This is a genomic window from Streptomyces sp. NPDC041124 (assembly GCF_055592385.1).
In genome coordinates this window covers 36152-57048 of the sequence record NZ_JBVIYR010000008.1, presented here as the reverse complement: position 1 = coordinate 57048, position 20897 = coordinate 36152, and the positions used below count along the sequence as shown (strand labels likewise).

15 protein-coding genes are annotated in these 20897 nt (G+C 72.4%); 6 read left to right on the top strand and 9 right to left on the bottom strand.

All coding sequences use genetic code 11. The annotated features are described in order from the left end of the window. The 5 genes from ACZ6A9_RS22085 to ACZ6A9_RS22065 form a co-directional block, all read right to left on the bottom strand. A complete protein-coding gene (locus ACZ6A9_RS22085; protein ID WP_468987894.1) occupies positions 1-969 on the bottom strand; it encodes a DNA polymerase Y family protein in 969 nt (322 codons plus the stop codon). After that, entirely contained in the window at positions 966-4499 is a 3534-nt protein-coding gene (locus ACZ6A9_RS22080) for a DNA polymerase III subunit alpha (RefSeq protein WP_468987892.1), read from the bottom strand. Before ACZ6A9_RS22080 ends, ACZ6A9_RS22085 begins: the two co-directional genes overlap by 4 nt. Before the next feature lie 195 nt (positions 4500-4694). Continuing rightward, complete coding sequence (locus ACZ6A9_RS22075; protein ID WP_468987890.1) at positions 4695-5777, bottom strand: S1 family peptidase; 1083 nt, start codon at positions 5775-5777, stop codon at positions 4695-4697. 473 nt (positions 5778-6250) lie between these two features. Next, the gene (locus ACZ6A9_RS22070; RefSeq protein ID WP_468987889.1) at positions 6251-7156 is read right to left on the bottom strand and encodes a S1 family peptidase; all 906 of its coding nucleotides are present in this window, start codon (positions 7154-7156) and stop codon (positions 6251-6253) included. A 299-nt stretch (positions 7157-7455) separates the two neighbouring features. Then, the gene (locus ACZ6A9_RS22065) at positions 7456-8673 is read right to left on the bottom strand and encodes a DUF5685 family protein (protein WP_468987887.1); all 1218 of its coding nucleotides are present in this window, start codon (positions 8671-8673) and stop codon (positions 7456-7458) included. Between the two features lie 287 nt (positions 8674-8960). Between ACZ6A9_RS22065 and ACZ6A9_RS22060 the strand changes: the two genes are divergently transcribed. Continuing rightward, on the top strand, positions 8961-9398 hold the full coding sequence (locus ACZ6A9_RS22060; protein ID WP_468987886.1) for a cell division protein SepF: 438 nt from the start codon (positions 8961-8963) through the stop codon (positions 9396-9398). A gap of 52 nt (positions 9399-9450) precedes the next feature. Here the strand turns inward: ACZ6A9_RS22060 and ACZ6A9_RS22055 are convergent, their stop codons facing one another. Next, on the bottom strand, positions 9451-10641 hold the full coding sequence (locus tag ACZ6A9_RS22055; protein ID WP_468987885.1) for an acyl-CoA dehydrogenase family protein: 1191 nt from the start codon (positions 10639-10641) through the stop codon (positions 9451-9453). A 120-nt stretch (positions 10642-10761) separates the two neighbouring features. Beyond that, on the bottom strand, positions 10762-12372 hold the full coding sequence (locus tag ACZ6A9_RS22050) for an MFS transporter (RefSeq protein ID WP_468987884.1): 1611 nt from the start codon (positions 12370-12372) through the stop codon (positions 10762-10764). A gap of 266 nt (positions 12373-12638) precedes the next feature. Between ACZ6A9_RS22050 and ACZ6A9_RS22045 the strand changes: the two genes are divergently transcribed. Together ACZ6A9_RS22045 and ACZ6A9_RS22040 are read left to right on the top strand one after the other, a co-directional pair. After that, complete coding sequence (locus ACZ6A9_RS22045) at positions 12639-13946, top strand: glycosyltransferase family 39 protein (protein WP_468987883.1); 1308 nt, start codon at positions 12639-12641, stop codon at positions 13944-13946. Between the two features lie 227 nt (positions 13947-14173). Continuing rightward, entirely contained in the window at positions 14174-15175 is a 1002-nt protein-coding gene (locus ACZ6A9_RS22040) for a phosphatase PAP2 family protein (RefSeq protein WP_468987881.1), read from the top strand. Positions 15176-15236: 61 nt separating this feature from the next. On the opposite strand, the gene ACZ6A9_RS22035 is transcribed toward ACZ6A9_RS22040, so the two are convergent. After that, a complete protein-coding gene (locus tag ACZ6A9_RS22035; RefSeq protein WP_468987880.1) occupies positions 15237-15452 on the bottom strand; it encodes an I78 family peptidase inhibitor in 216 nt (71 codons plus the stop codon). 425 nt (positions 15453-15877) lie between these two features. Between ACZ6A9_RS22035 and ctaD the strand changes: the two genes are divergently transcribed. The 3 genes from ctaD (at position 15878) to ACZ6A9_RS22020 (ending at position 19316) form a co-directional block, all read left to right on the top strand. Continuing rightward, positions 15878-17566, top strand: coding sequence for an aa3-type cytochrome oxidase subunit I (ctaD, locus tag ACZ6A9_RS22030; RefSeq protein WP_468987878.1), 1689 nt, complete (start codon positions 15878-15880; stop codon positions 17564-17566). Between the two features lie 458 nt (positions 17567-18024). Then, positions 18025-18807, top strand: coding sequence for a hypothetical protein (locus tag ACZ6A9_RS22025; RefSeq protein ID WP_468987877.1), 783 nt, complete (start codon positions 18025-18027; stop codon positions 18805-18807). Positions 18808-18905: 98 nt separating this feature from the next. Then, entirely contained in the window at positions 18906-19316 is a 411-nt protein-coding gene (locus ACZ6A9_RS22020; protein WP_468987876.1) for a hypothetical protein, read from the top strand. 78 nt (positions 19317-19394) lie between these two features. Here ACZ6A9_RS22020 and der read toward each other — a convergent pair whose 3' ends face one another. Continuing rightward, positions 19395-20885: a ribosome biogenesis GTPase Der gene (gene der, locus ACZ6A9_RS22015; protein ID WP_468987874.1), complete on the bottom strand. Its 1491-nt coding sequence runs from the start codon at positions 20883-20885 to the stop codon at positions 19395-19397. Positions 20886-20897: the final 12 nt, after the last annotated feature.

Below are 20897 nucleotides of genomic sequence, written 5' to 3'. Positions count from 1 at the left end.
CTACGCGGCCAGCGTGCCCGGCATCACCGCGCGGGGGCCGAACTTCGCCCGCGCGCGGTCCGCGACCTCCTCGAGCCTGCGCACCTTCTCGTCCACCGGGTCGAAGGTGAGCTGGTGGGAGGCCTGCCCGGCGGGGTCGAGGCCCTCCGCGCGCAGCACGATCGCGCGGACCCGGGCGCGCTGGAGGCCGAGCGTCCCGTACAGGCCGTAGGCCGCCCTGGTGAGCGCGGCCGAGTGCGCGGTCGGCTCGGGGAGGGTGCGGGTGCGGGTGGTGGCGGACCTGTCCGCGTAGCGGACGGTGAGGGTGAGGCCGCGGCAGACCTTGTCGAGGGCGCGCAGCCGGCCGCCCAGTTCCTCGGCGGCCGAGAGCAGGGCCCGGCGGTGCCGCCCGGGGTCCAGTTCGTCCCGGGCGAAGGGGCGTTCGGTGGCCAGGGACCGAGAGACGGCGTTCGGGACGACCCGGCCTCGGTCGACGCCGCCCGCCTTCTCGTGCAGCTCGCGTCCTGCCCTGGCGCCCACCAGCCGCTGGAGCGTGGACAGCGGGGCGGCGGCGACCCGGCCGAGGGTGTCGAGGCCGTACTCGCACAGGATCCGGGCGGTCCTCGGGCCGACACCGGGCAGCGCGGCGACGGGCTTGCCGGCGAGGAACTCCAGCGCCTCGTCCCCGGTCACCGCGCGGGTCAGCCCGGGCCGGGCGTCCCGCAGCGCCATGCGGGCCAGCATCGGGCCGGGCCCGGCGCCGATCACGCAGTCGACGCCGTGCAGGGCGAGGGCGCGCACCCGGATCACCGAAGCCAGTTCGGCGGCGGTGCGCCCGAAGTACCGTTCGGCGCCGCGCAGATCGGCCAGCGCCCCGTCCGGCGGCAGGGCCTGCACGACGGGGGTGAAATCCTCCAGCAGGCCGAGCAGCCCCGGCAGGGCCGTCTCGTGCATCAAAGGCAGCTGGAAACGTACGCAGAGGATGGTCATCCCGCGCTCCCCGGACTCTGGTGCCACAACTTCCTTCCCACCGCGGGCCCTTCGCCCGCGGGGCGCAGATCGGCCCAGGGGTGCATCTCGTACCCCGTGGGCATGCGGATGGTCCTGTCCTCCATCGGGTCACGGGCCGCGGAACCGGCCGGCGCGGGCCGTCCGTCCGAACCGGCGAGCCGCCTGCGGGCCGGGCCCTCCTCGTCGTCGGCGGCCCCGGAGCCCGCACCGGCCGCCCCGGCGAGCCGCGCGGCGACCCCCTCCAGGCCCTCCTCCCGGCGGACCTCCAGCAGGTCGGCGAGGTTCCAGGCGGCGGAGCCCACCACGCTGAAACTGCGCGGGCCCCGGCGCTGGACCACCCCGCGCACCAGCAGCAGCCAGGAGTGGAAGACGGTGTGGGCGCAGGCGTCGTGGGAGTCGTCGAAGAAGGCGAGGTCGACCAGGCCGGTGCCGTCGTCCAGGGTGGAGAAGATGACCCGCTTGCCGGAGCGGATGGGCGGGGTCTGGGTGGCGGCCTTGGCGCCCGCGACCAGCACGGTGTCCCCGTGCCGCGCCGCGCGCAGCCGCCGCGCGGAGACCACGCCCAGCTCCTTGAGAAAGGTGCCGTGGTCGTCCATCAGGTGGCGGGAGGCGTCCATGGAGAGCACGCCCAGTTCGGCGCTGAGCTTCTCCGGCTCGGTGAGGTCGGGCAGCCCGGCCGGGGCGGTCCTGCGGCCACCGGGCAGGGGGAGCTGGTCGCCGCGTCCGCCGCGGGCGCCCCGGTGCAGTTCGGTCAGGTGCAGTTGCAGGTCACGGCGGTTGGCGCCGAACGCGTCCAGCGCGCCGACCTGGGCGAGGCGTCCGGCGAGCGGACGGCTGGGGCGGGCCCGTTCCCAGAAGTCGAGCAGGGAGGCGTACGGCTGCCCTTCGGCGATCCGGGCGGCCTCGGCCTCGCTGATGCCGTGCACGTCGGAGAGCGCCAGCCGCAGCCCCCACACGCCCTCCACCCCCTTTGATTCAGACACCAGTTCGATCCTGTGTGCGACCCCCGACTTGTTCACGTCCAGCGGCAGTACCGGGACCCCGCGCCGCCGCGCGTCCGCCAGCAGCAGCCGTTTCGGGTACATCCCGGGGTCGTGGGTGAGCAGCCCCGCGTAGAAGGCGGCCGGATGGTGCGCCTTCAGCCACGCCGACTGGTACGTCGGCACGGCGAAGGCGACCGCGTGCGCCTTGCAGAAGCCGTAGGAGCCGAAGGCCTCGACGATCTCCCAGGTCCGCTGAATCGTTTCCGCGTCATAGCCCCGGGCCGCCGCGTGCTGGGCGAACCACACCTTGATCCGCCCCTGCGACTCCGGGTCGGACAGCCCGCGCCGCACCCGGTCCGCCTCGCCGCGTCCGCAGCCGGTCAGGACCGAGACGATGTCGATGACCTGCTCGTGGAAGACCACGACCCCGTAGGTCCCTTTCAGCGCCTCCTCCAGGTCCGGGTGCGGGTAGCGCACGGGGGCCCGTCCGTGCCGCGCCTCGATGAACGGCCGCACCATGTCGGCGGCGACCGGTCCGGGCCGGAAGAGGGAGATGTCGACGACCAGGTCGTGGAAGGTGGACGGCTGGAGCCGCCCGACCAGGTCCCGCTGCCCCGGGGACTCGATCTGGAAGCAGCCGAGCGTCTCGGTGGACCGGATGAGCCCGTACGTCGCCGGGTCGCCCTCCGGCACCGCGTCCAGGTCGATCCGCTCCCCCGTCGCCCGCTCCACCTCGGTCACCGCGTGCGCCATCGCCGACTGCATCCGCACGCCCAGCACGTCCAGCTTGAGCAGCCCGAGGTCCTCCACGTCGTCCTTGTCGAACTGCGCCATGGGGAAGCCCTCGCCGCTGGTCGGCATGACCGGCGTACGGGTGAGCAGGGAGGCGTCGGACAGCAGGACGCCGCAGGGGTGCATGGCGACCCCGCGCGGGAGCGCGTCGAGTGCCTCGACCAGCTCCCACAGCCTGCCGTACCGCTCCTTCTCCCCCGCCAGTTCCCGCAGTTCGGGCAGTTCCCCGAGCGCCGCGCGGGCGTCGCGGGCGCGGATGTGCGGGAAGGACTTGGCCACCCGGTCGATCTCGGCCGGGTCCATGGACAGCGCCGCCCCGACGTCACGGATGGCGTGCCGCACCCGGTACGTCTCCGGCATGGCGATCGTGGCGACCCGCTCGGTGCCGAACCGGCCGATGATCGCGCGGTAGACGTCGAGACGGCGCGCGGACTCCACGTCGATGTCGATGTCGGGCAGCACGACCCGTTCCCTGGACAGGAAGCGTTCCATCAGCAGCCCGTGCTCGACCGGGTCGGCGTGCGCGATGCCGAGGACGTGGTTGACCAGCGAGCCGGCGCCGGAACCGCGCGCGGCCACCCGGATGCCCATGCGCCGGATGTCGTCGACGACCTGGGAGACGGTGAGGAAGTAGGAGGCGAAGCCGTGGTGGGCGATGATGTCCAGCTCGTGGTGCATCCGCTCCCAGTACTCCCGGCGGCCCGCGTACCCGCGCAGCACCATGCCCGCCGCCGCGCGGGAGGCCAGCGCCCGCTGGGCGGTGCGCCGGCCGGCGCCGACGAGGTGCGGTTCGGGGAAGTGGACGCTGCCCATGCCGAGGTCGTCCTCGGGATCGACCAGGCACTCGGCGGCCGTGGCCTGCGTCTGCTCCAGCAGCCGGAGGGCCGTCTCGCGCCGGAAGCCCGCGGCCTCGACGATCCGCTCGGCCGCCCCCAGCATGGCGCCCTGGTCCTTGAGCCAGGCCTCGCCGGAGTCCAGCCCCTTGGCCGGATCGACGGGGACCAGCCGGCGGGCGGCGTCCAGCACGTCGGCGACCGGGCCGAGACCGGGGTCGGCGTAGCGGACGGCGTTGCTCAGCACGGGCCGGACGCCCTGTTCGGCGGCGAAGCCCAGGGTGCGGGCGGCCAGCCGCAGGGAGCCGGGGCCGGTGCCCCGGCGTCCGTGCCAGACGGCCTCCAGGCGCAGGGCGTCGCCGTAGAGCTCCCGCCAGGGGGCGAGCAGCCGGGTGGCGCGGTCGGGACGGCCCGCGGCGAGGGCGCGGCCGACGTCGGAGTCGGGGCCGAGCAGGACGGTCAGGCCGTCGGCGTGGTTGTCCTCCCGGGCCAGCTGCGGGAGCCCTTCGCTGGTGTGCGCGGCGGAGACCAGGCGGCACAGGTCGGCCCAGCCGCGGGCGCCGTCCCGGGCGAGGAAGGTGACCCGTGGTGTCGACTCGTCGATGAAGGCACCTCCGCGCACCGGGGTACGGCGGCGGTCCCGCCGTACGGACTCGTCCCCGCGCGCGTCCGGTGAGGGGACGGGGGGCGCCACCGCCAGCTCCGCGCCGAACAGCGGGCGGACGCCGGCCTTCACGCAGGCCTTGGCGAAGCGGACGGACCCGGCGAGGGTGTCGCGGTCGGTGAGGGCGAGGGCGTCCATGCCCCGCTCCGAGGCGCGCTCGGCCAGCCGCTCCGGGTGGGAGGCGCCGTAGCGCAGGGAGAACCCGGAGACGGTGTGCAGATGTGTGAAACCCGGCACACGCACCTCCCGCACTCGTGAGCCCCGATCGACTCTCGAACAACTGTTCCCAGCTACCTCACCCCCACCATAGACCAATTTTCGAATGCATGTACGGCAACCCCACTACCCTTTCCCACCTGCGCAAACACCCTGGAACGCACGAATGCCCCGCCCCTCCATGACGGAGGGGCGGGGCGTCGTGACGGGGCGTGTTCAGCCGATCTGCGTACCGGTGGCCGACAGGGCCTGAGTCACCGGCGCGAAGAAGGTCGTACCGCCGGAGGCGCAGTCACCGCTGCCGCCCGAGGTGAGACCGACCGCGCTGCTGCCCGAGAAGAGCGAGCCGCCGCTGTCGCCGGGCTCGGCGCACACGTCGGTCTGGATCAGACCGTTGACGATGTCACCGTTGCCGTAGTTCACGGTGGCGTCCAGACCGGTGACCGTGCCGGAGTGCACCTGGGTCGTGGAACCGCTGCGGGTGACCTGCATGCCGACGGTGGCCTCGGCGGCGCCGGAGATCGCCTGCGTGGAGCCGTCGTAGAGGTTCACCTCGCTCGGGTGGGCCACGTCGGCGGTGTACTTGACCAGCCCGTAGTCGTTGCCCGGGAAGCTGGAGTCCACGGTCTCGCCGATCACACCGCCCGAGGAGTCCGACCAGGTGGCGATGGACTCGGTGCAGTGCCCGGCGGTGAGGAAGTGCGGCTCGCCGCCCTTGGTCACGTTGAAGCCGAGCGAGCAGCGCCCGCCGCCTCCGGTGATGGCGTCACCGCCCGCGATGAAGGGCTTGTACTCGCCCTTGGTGCGCTGGAGTTCGGCCTTGGCGCCCAGCGAGTCGACGACCTCGGTCAGCTTGGCCCACTCCGCCTCGGAGACGGTGCGGTCCGCGGTGACGACGACCTTGTTGGTGGTCGGGTCGGTCACCCAGGCGGTGCCCGGGATGGCGGCGTCCTGCTTCAGCGTGGTGTGCGCGCTCTTCAGCTCGGCGAGGGAGTGCGCCACGACTCTCGCCTTGGCGCCGGCCGACTCGACGGTCTCGGCCGCGGCCTCGTCGAGCACGTTCACCACGAGGCTCTTGCTCTTCGCGTCGTAGTACGTTCCCGCCGCGTCGGCGCCCAGGTCCCGGGCGAGGGTCGAGGCGAGCTTTCCGGCCGCCTGGACCGAGAGCGTCCGGGGCTCGGCGTCCGCCGGGACCTCGCTGGCGTTCGCAGTCTGGAAGGTGACCGCGCCCGCGGCCAGTGCGGCGATGCCCGCACCCGCCATGACCGCACGTCGCCTGGGTATGCGTCGGTGCTTCAACTCACGTCCTCCTGTGGGGGACGGCCCGGAAGGTTGTGGGGACCTCACCGGACCGGAAGGCGTACGGCCACGGGGGCGGAAAACGAAAGAAGCCACGCCCGGGCCGGTGGAACGGCGCCTACTCTTCCGAACGCCACAGGGAGCACACAAGGTCGACTTCAGGACGCGCGTACGGCAACGGCCGTGCGCCCTCTATGTCCTGACTGGTCATGGACACGCGACACCGTTCGCGCTGCAAACGTCACGGAGGAGGAACCGGTGGTACGGACCAGCGGATCCGCCGGTGGCTTGAAATCACCCCCTCGTGGCGTCGTATCACGCGGGCTCCATGGAACGGGAGTTGCGCCCGGCCCCGTTCCGCGACGGCCACCGGGGCGCCCCCGCAGGCACGACAGAGCGAGCCCCCGCACGCGGGTCGCGTGCGGGGGCTCGTCGTCGTACGGCCGCCGTGGGCCGGTGGAGCGGGGCGGGTCCTAGTAGACGCTGACCCCGTAGGCGCTCAGGGCCTCGGTCACCGGCTGGAAGAAGGTCGTACCGCCGGAGGAGCAGTTGCCGCTGCCGCCGGAGGTCAGACCGTACGCGGTGCCGTTGCTGCCGTAGAGCGAGCCGCCGGAGTCGCCCGGCTCGGCGCAGACCGTGGTCTGGATGAGGCCGTAGACCACGTCGCCGCCGCCGTAGTTGACGGTGGCGTTGAGGGCGGTCACCCGGCCGCTGCGCGTGCCCGTGGTGGAGCCGTCACGGATGACGGTGGTGCCCACGCTCGGGGTGGCCGCACGGGTGATGTCCACGCCGTTCGCGGTGCCGGGACGGCTGACGGAACCGGTGTACCGGACGATGCCGTAGTCGTTGCCCGGGAAGCTGGAGCCGGCCGTCGAGCCGAGGACCTGGGTGCGGCTGGAGTTGCCGTACCAGGTGCCCGCGCCCTGGGTGCAGTGGCCGGCCGTCAGGAAGTACTCGGCGCCGCTGCTGGAGCGGACGTTGAAGCCGAGGGAGCAGCGGCCGCTGTTCGAGTAGATGGCGTCGCCGCCCTGGATGAGCTTGGTGAACTTGCCCGGGGTGCGCTTGACGGTGATCGCCCCGGCGTCGTCCCCGGCCTGCTGCTTGATCTTGTTGATCTCGGCCTGGGAGACGGTGCTGTCGACGGTGACGACGACCCGGTTGGTCTTGCTGTCGACGGCCCAGGCGGTGCCCGGGACGTCGGCCTTCAGCACCGAGCTGCTGACGCCCTTGAGCTCGGCGGAGCTGAAGGTGCTGGGGGCTTCGGCCGCGTTCGCGCTGGGGATCGCGATCGCGGCAGCGGCCACGAGGCCGGTGGATACGGCGATCAGCCGAGTCCGTCTCGAGATGCCGCTGCGGGGGGTGGTGCGCTTGATCCTCACTTCTCGTTCCTCCACAAAGGAAGTAGGGGGCCCTCGTGGGGTTGTGGGCCCGTGAGGCGCAGTCAGCGGCCCGTGCATCCGGATTCCGAACACGTCGTGCCCCTGACAAGCGCTGGAGGCGAGTATTCGGCCGACCGACCGGTCGGCGCAAGAGTGTCTTTCGGCCGTCAACCTTTGAACCATGTAGGAGATTTGATCCACACCGGGATCGCGTCACCCGTGGTCACGCCCGTCTGACGACCGGTCGAACGACCAGGAGGTGTCCGGAAGTCGCCCCTCCGGTTAACCGCCGGGAACCCCTAGCAGCCGTCGCAGGGGCAGCAGCATTCGCACCCGTCGCAGTCGCACTTGTGGCAGCAGCCCTCACGCTTCTTGCGGGACCACGGCCCCTCGTACTCCTTGGCGCAGCACAGCTTGCAGGTGCAGCACAGCAGCCAGAACATGCCGCAGCCGGCCCAGAATCCACGCCGCGGGGGCTGGGCGGCGGGCCCCGGACCGAACTCCCCGAAGCCGCCACCACCCGAACCGCCACCGGGCACTCCCCCACCACCGGCGTACGGGTTCCCGCCGCCGTACGGACCGCCCGCATACGGGTTTCCGCCCCCGTAGGGATGCTGCGGCGGCGGGTCGTGGGGCCCGGGCCCGTGGGACGCGCAGACGGGCACCGTGCCGAACGCCCGGTCCACCGAGCGCCGCACCTCGTGCACCAGCAGCAGATGCGCGAGCCCGGCGTCCGCGAACTCCACTTCCCTCAGGGCGAGCCGGATGCCGTGCACCGCGTCGTCGGCGAGCCGGCGGGCCTCCACGAGCGACGTGCCGGTGGCGGTGAGCGGGTTCCAGGCACCGGAGGCGGCGTCGGCCTCCCGGTCCTCCACGGCGTCCAGCAGGTGCGCGAGGCGCCCGAAGAGGCGCCCGGCCTCCGCGAGCGGTCCGGCGTTGCGCGGCCGGCCGGCGAGCACGGCGGTGTGCGCGAAGGCCGCCGCGGTCGCGGTCTCGGTGGGTTCGGTGACGGTGAGGACCGGGGTGCCGGGCCCGGCGAGCGTCTCGATGCCGGTCTGCCGGTCCACGGCGTCGAGCAGCACGGCCGTGTCGAAGCCGACGTCCGCACCGGTCCGCGCCCCGGCCCGGTCCCATCCCGCCGCGACCCGGCGCGCGGCGAGCGCCACCGGCCCGCGTGCCAGCAGCCCGTCACCGTCGGCGACGTGGTCGCGCATCTTGGCGGAGGCCAGCACGAGGGAGACCGCCGCCGCGAGCCGTGCCCCCTCACCGTGCGCGACGGACGCGGTGCGCATGCCGCGCAGCGGGCAGGGCCCCGCGGTGCGCCGCCCCGCCTGCGCGGAGCCGGACTGAGCCTCCGTCAGGACGGATATCAGCAGCCCGTCGTAATTGGTGACCACGCGTGCGAGCTGCCCGTGGTCCCCGCGCAACGCGAGGCACAGCCCGCACAAATGGGCCGTCCACTGGGCGGTGAGCTTCTCCCCCAGCCGGTGCCGACACGGCCTGACCATTCCGAACACGACGTTCCCCCGTGCAGTTGTACGACTGAGCGGTCGCATCGTATCGGCCGGCGATTCACCCGTCCGTACCCCTCATCACCCGGACGCCGGGAAGAATCATATTTCACTCACAGTCAGCAACCGTTTGTGTCACGACCCTTGGGATACACGGACTCTCGACGGATCCGCTGTGCACCAGTACCGTCACAAACCCCCCGCGCGGCGTCTATCCACTTGGCGCACCATCCGCATCATGGACGACCATAGGCATGCGGAAAGCAGAAAGAACGCTGTGAGAGGAGGCGTCCATGGGATCGGTACGCAAGGCGAGTGCCTGGCTTGGCCTCGTCGACGACAACGAAGACGAGCGTTACTACGACGACGACTACTCCGACGGGCCCGACACCGGGGAGGCCTGGGTCACCGATCCGCGGGTCAAGGTGGCCTCGGACGTCGCCGAGGAGAGGGGCCGCCGGATCGGCACGGTCACCCCGGACAGCTTCCGGGACGCCCGCGCCATCGGCGAGCTGTTCCGCGAGGGCGTCCCCGTCATCATGAACCTCACGGCCATGGACGCCGGTGACGCCAAGCGCGTCGTCGACTTCGCGGCGGGCCTGATCTTCGGCCTGCGCGGTTCCATCGAGCGGGTCTCCAGCCGGGTGTTCCTGCTCAGCCCGGCCGACACCGAGGTCGTCAGCGGCGAGCCGGCCGCCCACCGTTCCGACGGCTTCTTCAACCAGAGCTGAGGCGGGGCCGCTCGCCGGCCCCTCCTCGGCGTGAGGTCCTCCGCGGCCGCGCCTACCGGAACGCGTCGATTCCGGTGAGCGCCTTGCCCAGCACCAGCTGGTGCATCTCGACGGTGCCCTCGTAGGTGAGCACCGACTCCAGGTTCGTCGCGTGCCGCATCACCGGGTATTCGAGCGAGATCCCGTTGGCGCCGAGGATCGTACGGGCCGTGCGGCAGATGTCGATGGCCTCGCGGACGTTGTTGAGCTTGCCGAAGCTGACCTGCTCGGGCCGCAGGCGGCCGGCGTCCATGCGCCGCCCCAGGTGGTGGGCGAGCAGAATCCCCTTGTGCAGTTCGACCGCCATGTCGGCGAGTTTGGCCTGGGTCAGCTGGAAGCCGCCGATGGGCCGCCCGAACTGCTCCCGCGTCCTCGCGTAGTCGACCGCCGCCTCGAAGGAGCTCCGCGCGGCGCCCATCGCGCCCCAGACGATCCCGTACCGGGCGTGCGAGAGACAGTTCAGCGGCCCCTTGAGCCCGGTCACCCCCGGCAGCACCGCGTCGGCGGGCAGCCGCACGTCGTCCAGGACCAGCTCGCTGGTGACGGAGGCGCGCAGGGACCACTTGTGCCTGATCTCCGGCGCGGAGAACCCGGCGCTGTCGGTGGGCACGGCGAAACCGCGGATCCCCTCGTCGGTCCGCGCCCACACCACGGCGACCCCGGCCACGGACCCGTTGGTGATCCACATCTTGCGCCCGTTCAGCACCCAGTCGGAGCCGTCCTTCTTGGCGTGGGTGCGCATCGAGCCGGGGTCGGAGCCGACGTCGGGCTCGGTGAGCCCGAAGCAGCCGATGACCTCGCCCGAGGCCATCAGGGGCAGCCACCGCCGCTTCTGCTCCTCGCTGCCGAAGCGGTGGATGGCGTACATGGCGAGCGAGCCCTGCACGGAGACCAGGGAGCGGATCCCGGAGTCGGCCGCCTCCAGTTCCAGACAGGCGAGCCCGTACTGCACGGCGCTCGCTCCCGCGCAGCCGTAGCCGTCGAGGGACATGCCGAGCGCGCCGATCCCGCCGAGTTCCCGGGCCAGCTCCCGGATGCCGGGCAGCTCGCCCTTCTCGTACCAGTCGGCGACGTACGGCAGGACGCGGTCCGCGGCCCAGCCGCGCACCGTGTCCCGGACCGCCAGGTCCTCCGGCTCGAGCAGGTCGTCGAGGCCGAGGGGGTCGGCGGGGTCGAAGGGAGGCAACTTCGCGGACGCGGACATGGGACACCCTCCGGGGCTGATCCGGGAACTCCGGGACATCAACTAGCACTGCTAGTCACGGCTCGGGGCGACGTTACGACGCGGTCCCCCGCACGTCCACCCCGGCCGGGCGGGCCCGGCTCACACCTTCACCCCGGCGCCGCGCGGTTCCACGGCCTCCCGCGGCGCAGGCACCTCGACGGGCGTCGTCTCGCCGCTCATCGCCCGCGGCAGCCGGAGCGCGATCGCCGCACCGAGCAGCAGCAGGCCCGCGCTCACCAGCAGGGTGATGTGCAGTCCGTGCACGAAGGCGTCGCGCGCCGCCTGCCGCAGGGCCTCCCCGGCGGGGCCGCCGAGCCCGGCCGCCACCTCGTGCGCCTCGCCGAGCGAGTGCGCCGCCGCGGCGGAGGCCCGGTCGGGCACCCCGGGCACACCGGCGACGCCGGGCGCATAGGCCGCGTTCATCACACTGCCGAGGAGCGCGATCCCGATCCCGGCGCCGAGCTGGTAGGAGGTCTCGCCGATCGCCGCCGCCCCGCCGGCCTGCTGCGGCGGCGCCTCGCTGAGCATCGACTCGTACGCGCCGAACAGGGTGGTCTCCAGGCCGAAGCCGAGCAGGACGAAGCCGGTGAGCAGCAGCGGGGCGTTGTCCTGCCCGCCCATCGCGGTCAGCAGCACCACCGCCGCCGCCGTGAGGCAGAAGCCGCCGCAGACCATGCGGCGCGGGCCGAACCGGCGCAGCATGCGCGCACCCGCCAGTCCCGCCGCCATCGCCGCGACGGTCAGCGGCACCAGGCGCAGCCCGGTCTCCAGCGGGGACAGCCCCAGCACCAGCTGGAGGTACTGGGCGGCGATCAGTTCCAGGCCCACCAGGGCGAGCATCGCCAGCACGATGCAGCCCACCGAGGTGCTGAACGCCGGCCGGGTGAACATCCGCAGGTCGACCAGCGGATGCGCGCGGCGCCGCTGACGGCGCACGAAGGCGGCCAGCAGTCCGGCGCCCGCGATCAGCGGCAGGACGGTCCAGAGGCTGCCGACGGGGTCACCGCCGCCCAGCCGCTTCACACCGAGGACCAGCGCGAACAGTCCGGCGGCGGCCATCAGCGCGCCGGTCACGTCCCAGGGGCCCCGGCCCTCGCCCTTGGACTCCGGCAGCACGAGCCGTCCCACCGGGAGGCTGACCAGCATCAGCGGGATGTTGACCAGGAACACCGAGCCCCACCAGAAGTGCTCCAGCAGGAAACCGCCGACCAGCGGCCCGGCCGCCGCGCCCACGGCCGCGACCGCGCTCCAGATGCCGATGGCCAGCGCCCGCTCGCGCCGGTCCGGGAAGACCTGGCGCAGGATCGACAGGGTCGCGGGCATGATCATCGCGCCGCCGACGCCGAGCAGCGCCCGCGCCAGGATCAGCATCTCGGCGCTGTCCGCGAGGGCCGCCATGCCGGAGGCGACGCCGAACAGGGCGTAGCCGAGCAGGAGGACGCGTCTGCGCCCGACCCGGTCGCCCAGGGTGCCGAAGAGGATCAGCAGCGAGGCGCAGACCAAGGGGTAGGCGTCAACGATCCAGAGCAGCTCCACCGCGCCGGGCCTGAGGTCCTCGGTGACGGCGGGGACCGCCACGTGCAGCACGGTGGCGTCGACGGCGACCAGCAGCAGGCTGGCGCAGAGGACGACGAGCACCACCCAGCGGTTGGCACCGGCCCCGGCCGCCCGACGGCGCAGCGCGGCGGCCGCCGTGGTCGTCCCGGACATGTACACGTACCTCCCAGATGTTCCCTCGCGATCGGCGGGCTCACGGGGTGGGGGACTCCCCCGTGACTCGGCCGGAGGGGAGTGGTGGCCCCCGGCCCGCGCAGCGAACGGCGAGTGACACGTCAGAGTACGCGAGTGGCGGCCGGGGTCGAGTGGCGGACCTCTCACAGTTCCGGCGGATCGATGTGGCGTGCGCCACTCCCCTCCCGCTCGACGCACGCCTCCGGCGGGCGGGCCGGTTCCGCGCCGGGTCGATAATCGGGCCCGTGAACGATCTCGAGACGCGCGCCGCCCCGGCCCGCCCCGGTGCGCTGCGCCGGGCCGCTCCGGCCCTCCTCGGGTACGCCGCCGTGCGCGCCCTGGGCCTGGCCGTCCTGGCCCTGTGGAGCGAGGCGCGCGGGAAGAGCGCGTACACCTTGCTGACCGCCCGCTGGGACGCGCTCTGGTACACGCGGGTCGCCGAGCTGGGGTACGGCTACGAAGTGCGGCTGCCGAACGGTGACGTGCACTCCAACCTGGCGTTCTTCCCGCTGCTGCCGTGGCTGGAACGGCTGGGTGCGGCCGTCTCCCCGCTCTCGTACGCCGACGCGGGGTTCGCCGTCGCCGTCCTGGCCTCGCTCGCCGCGGCCTGGGGGATCTTCGCCGTGGCCGACCATCTGTACGGGCGCCGGGCCGGGATGTACGCGGTGCTGCTGTGGGCGGTGCTGCCGGTCGGGATCGTGCAGTCGATGGCGTACAGCGAGTCCCTGTTCACCGCGCTCGCCGCGTGGTCGCTGTACGCGGTGCTGACCGGCCGCTGGGTGACCGCGGGCGTCCTGGCGGGTCTGGCGGGCCTGACCCGGCCGGTGGGGCTGGCGGTGGTCGCGGCCGTGTGGGTGGCGGGCGTCGCCGCCTTCCTGCGCGAACGCGCCGGCCCGGAGTGCGGCTGCGGAGGGCGGGGCACCCCCTTCGTGCGGGACCGCAGCACGCCACCCGCGGACGGCGCGCGGACCGGGGAGCGCGCCGGTTTCCCCGCGACCGCCCCGCGCGTGCCCGCGCCGGACGGCGCCCCGCTCGCACCGGGCGCCCCCGGTGACCGCCTGCGCCGGATCCTCGGCATGCTCCTCGCGCCCCTGGGGGCCGCCGGTTACGTTCTGTGGGTGGGGCACCGCACCGGGAGCGGGCCGCTGGGATATCTGGACGTGCAGGCCGGGTGGCGGAACGGGTTCGACGGCGGATACGCCTTCGCCCGCTTCGTCGCCGGCAGGTTCACGTCGTTCCCGTCCGCCCTGGCCGGGCTCGCGCTGATTCTCGGCGTCGTCCTGCTGGTGTGGCTCTACGTGGTCTGCGTACGGCAGCGCCAGCCCCTCCCCCTGCTGGTGTACGCCGGGGTGGTCACCGCGCTCGCCCTGTGCGCCTCGAGTTACTTCGGCTCCAAGCCGCGGCTGCTGCTGCCCGCCTTCCCCCTGCTGCTGCCCCTCGCGCTGGTCCTGGCCCGAAGGCGCCCGCCAGGGCCGGCGCTGGTGGTGGGCGCGGTCGCGGTGGCCTCCGCGGTGTACGGGGCCTTCTGGCTGAACGGTTCCGGCCCGCCCTGATCCCGCCCGGACGGCCGATGAGCGCCGGAAGAATTCCGCGCCAGGCCGTGGTGAACGAATTCAAAAGCGCGATAAAACCGTCCCTTCGAATGATCAAAAGAATGGAAGGCCGGGGCACGGATTCGCCGGAGATAAGGGTTCTCCTGAGAGCAATCCCACATCACATCGTCATCACAACCAGGCCGATTCGTCGGGGCTCCCCGCTCACTCGCTGTAACGTCGATTGGGTGCGTACCGAACGGAAACCCACCCGTCTGGACCGGGTGTTCGCGAGGCTGGACCGTGAGCCGGAACGACCGGCCCACATCGGCATGCCGCGAATGAGCCGGCACCGGACGGTGCTCTTCGGCGCCACCCTGGCCTTCTACGCGGCGATCGTGTGGGCCGTCCTGACCACCTCCTGGCTGGTCCGGCTGGACTGGCAGGTCATGTTCTTCCGCCCGTACCAGCAGTGGCCGGAGCTCCACGCCTTCGTGGACTACTACGTGGTGCTCGGCCAGCGCGGCCCGACCGCCGTGATGGTGGCGGCCTGGCTGGGCTGGCGCTCCTGGCGGCAGCACACCCTGCGTCCGCTGCTCGCCCTCGGTGTCTCGCTGCTGCTGCTCAACGTCACCGTGGGTGCCGCGAAGTACGGCATGGGGCGCCTCGGTCCGCACTACGCGACCGAGATCGGTTCGAACGAGATGTGGCTCGGCGGCGATATATTTCCCAGCGGCCACACCGCCAACGCCGTGGTGACCTGGGGAATCCTGGCCTATCTGGCCTCCACCCCGAGGGCGCGGCGCTGGTTGTCCGCCGTGTCAGCGGTGACATCGCTGGGCGTCGGGCTGTCCACCGTCTACATCGGGACGCACTGGCTGAGCGATGTGGTCCTGGGCTGGGCCGCGGGCCTGCTGATCCTGCTCGCGCTGCCCTGGTTCGAGCCGCTGATCGCCCGCGCCGAGACCCGTCTGTTCGCCCTGCGCGACCGCGGGCGGGCACGGTGGGGCCGCCCGGCAGCGGTGGCGGGCCCGGTCGGCCGGCCCGTCATGCTCAGGCCGCTCACCGGCCGCCCGGACCCCGTGCCCGATCCGGTCCCGGCCGGCCGGCCGTCCCGGTCGCCGGTCTACCTGGCGCCCGGCCCGCACAGCACCCGCGCGGAACGCTCCCCGGTCACGCCGGCGGGCAGCCGCCGCCCGCCGCACCCGGAGCGCCACCCGCGCGGTACGACGTCCGTGACCCGTCCCTGACGGACGGGCGTACACGGCGACGGCCCCGGTTCCCTCAGGGAACCGGGGCCGTCGCCGTGTCTCAGCCCTTCCAGGCCCGCGCCACCCGGCCGTCCTTCACCTCGAAGTTCAGCCGGCCCACGCGGTACTCCATGGTGATGATCGTCCCCGGCGCCAGGGCCCGCACCGTCGACCAGCCGCGCTCCCGCGCGAGGTGTTCGGCCCGGTCGGCGGCGAGGCCGACATAGGCGTCCGGACTGTCCTGGGGTTCCGCCGGAGGCGTCGGATCGGGTGCCATACGGCCACGCTATGCCCTGGCCCACGGGCGGGGAAGCCCGCCCCGGGAACGACGGACACCGTCCCCCCGCGGTCACACTTGTGTCACAGGATCACGACAGACGTTCCGGTCGGCCACCTTCACCCGGACGGACGAATCCGTACGCCTTTCGCAGGTATGCGAACGTCATTCCCGCGTGTCACGCCACCATCGCGATAAAGCCCGGCGGAAAGTGCCCGGGGAAGTGCACCCGGATCCCATTCCTTTTCGCCGCCGCGCTGGACCGCGTAAAGCCGCACGCACAAAAAATACTCGTTCTCGTCACAGGACCCGCCACGTCCCGCCCTCTGCCGGGCGCACGGGCGGCGAGCATCATGGCGTGGGCCCGGGGTACATGTGGCGCGGGCTCCGGCGGGCCCGGCGCGCGATGAGCGAAGGGGCGAGCGATGGGGACGCAGACCGTTCAGGCGGCGGAGCGGCCGACCCGCGGGCGGCGCGGGCGGGTGGTGATCGACTGGCTGACCACCACCGACCACAAGAAGATCGGGCACCTCTACCTGGTCACGTCGTTCGTGTTCTTCCTGGTCGCCGGGCTGATGGCGCTGCTGATGCGCGCCGAGCTGGCCCGCCCCGGGCTGCAGATCCTCGACAACCAGCAGTTCAACCAGCTGTTCACGATGCACGGCACGATCATGCTGCTGCTGTTCGCGACACCCACCTTCGCCGGGTTCGCCAACGAGCTGATGCCGCTGCAGATCGGCGCGCCCGACGTGGCCTTCCCGCGGCTGAACATGTTCTCGTACTGGCTGTTCCTCTTCGGCGGACTGATCGTGCTCGGATCGCTGGTGGTGACCGGGGGGCCGGCCGCCTACGGCTGGTTCGCCTACGCGCCGCTGAACAGTGTGGAGTACTCCCCCGGTGTGGGCCCCGATCTGTGGATCATGGGTCTGGCGCTGGCCGGCTTCGGCACGATCCTCGGCGCCGTCAACTTCCTCACCACCATCATCGGGATGCGCGCCCCCGGCATGACGATGTTCCGGATGCCGCTGTTCACCTGGAACACCCTGTTCACGTCGATCCTGATCCTGCTGGCGTTCCCGGTGCTCGCGGCGGCCCTGCTGGTGCTGGAGGCGGACCGGCGGTTCGGCTCGCGGATCTTCGAGGCGGCGGGCGGCGGGGCGGTCCTGTGGCAGCACCTGTTCTGGTTCTTCGGCCACCCCGAGGTCTACATCATCGCGCTGCCGTTCTTCGGCATCGTCACGGAGATCATCCCGGTCTTCAGCCGCAAGCCGCTGTTCGGCTATCTGACGCTGGTGGGCGCCACCATGGCCATCACCGGTCTGTCGGTCGTGGTGTGGGCGCACCACATGTTCGCGACCGGGGCGGTGCTGCTGCCGTTCTTCTCCTTCATGAGCTTCCTCATCGCGGTCCCGACGGGCGTGAAGTTCTTCAACTGGACCGGCACCATGATCAAGGGGTCGCTGTCCTTCGAGACACCGATGCTGTGGGCGACCGGGTTCCTGGTGTCGTTCCTGTTCGGCGGCCTGACCGGGGTGCTGCTGGCCTCGCCGCCGCTGGACTTCCACGTGACGGACTCGTACTTCGTCGTGGCCCACTTCCACTACGTGGTCTTCGGCACCGTCGTCTTCGCGACCTTCGCCGGGTTCTTCTTCTGGTGGCCCAAGTTCACCGGGAAGATGCTCGACGAACGGCTCGGCAAGATCCAGTTCTGGACCCTGTTCATCGGCTTCCACGCCACGTTCCTGGTGCAGCACTGGCTGGGCGCGGAGGGCATGCCGCGCCGGTACGCCGACTACCTGGCGGCCGACGGCTTCACCGCCCTCAACACGGTGTCGACCATCGGCTCCTTCCTGCTCGGCCTGTCCACGCTGCCGTTCCTCTACAACGTCTGGAAGACGGCCAAGTACGGCGAGAAGGTCGAGGTCGACGACCCCTGGGGCTACGGGCGTTCCCTGGAGTGGGCGACGTCGTGCCCGCCGCCGCGGCACAACTTCACCACGCTGCCCCGCGTCCGCTCGGAGTCGCCGGCGTTCGACCTGCACCATCCGGAGTACGCGGCCGTGACACCCCAGCCCGAGCCGAAGAGCGAGCAAGCCGGCCATGAGCCGCTCTGAGCGCGCCGATCAGCTCGGCGGGCTCCAGCACCTCGGACTCGGAGCCCAGCAGCATCACGTGCACCACCGTGCGCCCGGAGCAGGGACAGCCGGCACAGCAGACGTGCCGAGTCCGCATCACCCGGCGCCCCGTCGTCCCGGGCCGGTCGCCGCTCGCGCAGTCGATTTTCAGCCACCCGCTTCATTCCCTGATTTCCGGATTTGTCAGCCAGGGCACGGGACGGCCCGTGCGGTACCCGAACCCTTCAACGGCCATACAGGCAAGGGGACTTGACGGTGCACGCAGGATTCCGCGCTCCCCGGGTCCGTACGCGCCGGATGGTTCGATTCGGTTCGCCCTGGAGCGTGACTCCCGCCACGGATCGCCCGTTGTCTTCTTCATGAGCCGGGGACCCGCCCGGACCACGGGCCGGGAGCCACCCGGCCTCGCCACGCACCGCATCCCGAGGGAGCCACCCGTGCCGCGCATGCTCGACGTCAGCGACGAGGTACGCACCGAGATCGGCGACGAAGAGGCAGCCCGCCTGCTCGCCGGAGAGTCCGCCCCGGGCAGTTACGACTGCACCTCCTGCCGGACGCAGGGCGACCCCGAGCAGGAGCGCACCAGCACCGTCCTGTTCGTCGGGGACGAGACCGCCGTGCTCGCCTTCGCCCACGCCACCTGCCTGCCCTCGCAGGTCGTCCAGGTCACCGAGGAACAGCTCCAGGGCGCCGTGCGGGCCATCGACGGCCACACACCGGAGCCGGAGGCCGCGACGGTGCCCCCCGGGCAGGCCGTCCTGGGAGTGACCAGCGGGCTGGCCCTGATCGCCGGGGAACTGCACCCGGCGCTGGTGGTCGAGCCGACCTCGCCGGTCGCCCGGCCCGGTTCACTCGGGGCCGGCGACGACTTCCTGCCGCTCCTCATCGAGCAGGGCTTCATGCCGCTGACCGAGCTGTCTGCCGTGCCGCCGGTGCTGCACGGCTGGTCGGTGCTGCTCGCCGCGGGCCAGCTGCACGCCGTGCTCCAGCCGAACCCCGCCGGCGGCCGTCCGGTGGCCTGGTGGCAGGCCCACCAGCCGCTCCAGGTCACCGACGGCTGGCGGCAGGCCGCCAACAAGCACCAGCAGGTACTGCTGTTCGCGGCCCCGGTCGGCTCCATCGGACGTCAGCCGCGCGAGGACCTGCTGCGCGACGCGCTGGACAAGGCCGCGGCGAACGGCAAACTGGTCGCCGCCGCCATGCCGCTCGCGGGCATCTGACGGTCCCTCGGGATCACCGCCCGAGCCTCTCGGCGGCACAACCGGCGAAAGCCCCGACAGGGCCGCATCCCTTGCGGGGCGGGGTCGTTTGGACATACGTGCACGCATATGACGTTCCCCGCCGCCAGTCCCTCGCCTCGGTCCCCGCCCCCGTGCGCCCGGCGCAGGACTCCCGGAGCGGCCTCTCGGCCACGCCGATCTACGACGCCCTCTACACCGAGTACGTCAAGTCCTTCCGCTCCCTGCCGGGCGACCGCAGCGGCGAGGAGGACCTGGGCTTCACCGCCTTCGGGAACATCCCGCACAGCGGTACCGGTACGTACGGCGGCCACAGCCCCGGCTCGTTCGGTGCCTCCCTGCTCAGCGGCGCCTACGGGGCGGCGGGCGGTACCCGTCAGGACGACGGAGAGCAGCCGCAGTGGCAGCGCGTCGCCACCGTCGGCCGGAACGCCGCCGGGATGCACCACGTGCCGGCCGGGCTGCCCCCGGCCCCCCGCAGAGGCGCCTGACCGGCACGGTGAAGGGGCGGTCCCTGGAAAGTGCCCATCGGGACCGCCCCTTCACCGTGCCTGCGGTGCGCTACCTCGTCACTTCTTCCGGCCGCGCTTCTCGCGCACCCGCACCGAGATGTGGATGGGCGTCCCCTCGAAGCCGAACTCCTCGCGCAGCCGGCGCTCGATGAAACGCCGGTAGCCGGCCTCGATGAACCCGGAGGCGAAGAGCACGAACCGCGGCGGCTTGGTGCCCGCCTGGGTGCCGAACAGGATGCGCGGCTGCTTGCCGCCCCGTACGGGATGCGGATGAGCGGCGACCAGCTCGCCCAGGAACGCGTTCAGCCTGCCCGTCGGCACCCGGGTCTCCCAGCCCGCCAGAGCCGTCTCGATGGCCGGGACCAGCTTCTCCATGTGCCGTCCGGTCTGCGCCGAGACGTTCACCCGCGGCGCCCAGGCGACCTGGCCGAGCTCGGTCTCGATCTCCCGTTCCAGGTAGTAGCGGCGCTCCTCGTCGAGGGTGTCCCACTTGTTGTACGCGACGACGAGCGCGCGGCCCGCCTCCACGGCCATGGTGACGATGCGCTGGTCCTGCACCGAGATGGAGTCGGCGGCGTCGATGAGGACGACGGCCACCTCCGCCTTCTCGACGGCGGCGGCGGTGCGCAGCGAAGCGTAGTAGTCGGCGCCCTGCTGGAGGTGGACCCGCTTGCGGATGCCCGCCGTGTCGACGAACTTCCAGGTCTTGCCGCCCAGTTCGATCAGCTCGTCGACCGGGTCGCGGGTGGTGCCGGCGAGCTCGTTGACGACGACCCGCTCCTCGCCCGCCACCTTGTTCAGCAGGGAGGACTTGCCGACGTTGGGCCGGCCGATCAGGGCGACGCGGCGCGGGCCGCCGACCGCGGCGCCGAAGGTCTGCGCCGGGGCCTCCGGCAGCGCCTCCAGGACCTTGTCCAGCATGTCGCCGGTACCGCGGCCGTGCAGCGCGGAGACCGGGTGCGGCTCGCCGAGGCCCAGGGACCACAGGTAGGCCGCGTCGGCCTCGCCGCTCGGTCCGTCCACCTTGTTGGCGCACAGCACGACCGGCTTGCCGGCCTTGCGCAGCAGCCGGACGACGGCCTCGTCGGTGTCGGTGGCGCCGACCTTGGCGTCCACCACGAAGACGACCGCGTCGGCGGCCTCGATGGCGTACTCGGCCTGGGCGGCGACGGACGCGTCGATGCCGAGGACGTCCTGCTCCCAGCCGCCGGTGTCGACGACCTTGAAGCGGCGGCCCGCCCACTCCGCCTCGTAGGTGACGCGGTCGCGGGTGACGCCCGGCTTGTCCTCGACGACCGCTTCCCGGCGGCCGATGATGCGGTTCACCAGAGTCGACTTGCCGACATTGGGCCGGCCGACGACGGCGAGCACCGGCAGCGGGCCGTGACCCGCCGCCTCGATGGCGCCCTCGACGTCCTCGAGGTCGAAGCCCTCCTCCGCGGCGAGCTCCATGAACTCCGCGAACTCGGCATCGCCCAGCGCCCCGTGGTCGTGCTCGTGCGCACCCTCGTACGCGTCCGAGCCGTCGGGCTGGATGTGGTCGTTCATGAAGTCCGTACC

Bases quoted from the DNA above. Each gene is read 5' to 3' on its own strand.
- der (WP_468987874.1), bottom strand. From the start codon at position 20,885: ATGAACGACCACATCCAGCCCGACGGCTCGGACGCGTACGAGGGTGCG.
- ACZ6A9_RS22050 (WP_468987884.1), bottom strand. From the start codon at position 12,372: ATGTCCGGGACGACCACGGCGGCCGCCGCGCTGCGCCGTCGGGCGGCC.
- ACZ6A9_RS22055 (WP_468987885.1), bottom strand. From the start codon at position 10,641: ATGTCCGCGTCCGCGAAGTTGCCTCCCTTCGACCCCGCCGACCCCCTC.
- ACZ6A9_RS22060 (WP_468987886.1), top strand. From the start codon at position 8,961: ATGGGATCGGTACGCAAGGCGAGTGCCTGGCTTGGCCTCGTCGACGAC.
- ctaD (WP_468987878.1), top strand. From the start codon at position 15,878: ATGGGGACGCAGACCGTTCAGGCGGCGGAGCGGCCGACCCGCGGGCGG.
- ACZ6A9_RS22035 (WP_468987880.1), bottom strand. From the start codon at position 15,452: ATGGCACCCGATCCGACGCCTCCGGCGGAACCCCAGGACAGTCCGGAC.
- ACZ6A9_RS22085 (WP_468987894.1), bottom strand. From the start codon at position 969: ATGACCATCCTCTGCGTACGTTTCCAGCTGCCTTTGATGCACGAGACG.